At 49.1% G+C, this 230-nt stretch carries 1 pseudogene; it reads right to left on the reverse strand.

The features are described 5' to 3' along the window. Positions 1–230: pseudogene (locus AYW75_RS19080) on the reverse strand (MBL fold metallo-hydrolase); the annotation flags it as partial.

Genomic DNA, 230 nt, shown 5'->3' on the forward strand with positions numbered 1-230 from the left:
AAAATATGCCCAGCGGGCGATAGCTTAAGCTGACAGTGCCCCTGAAATGAAGTGAGCAGCGGTGCATCATGCCAAGTTTCGTAATCGAGCGGCACAACCTGTGATCTGAGTCTTGTTAAGCAGGCCTCGATAATGCTCCGGTTACGAGTGACACCCACTTTTAATGCATCTTCAATCACCAGAGGGAGTAACTTCGCGCTTGGAATGGAGCAAAAGATCGGGCCATTAAA

Origin of the sequence: Marinomonas atlantica, from assembly GCF_001639725.1 — a bacterium.
GTDB classification, from domain to species: Bacteria; Pseudomonadota; Gammaproteobacteria; order Pseudomonadales; family Marinomonadaceae; genus Marinomonas; species Marinomonas atlantica.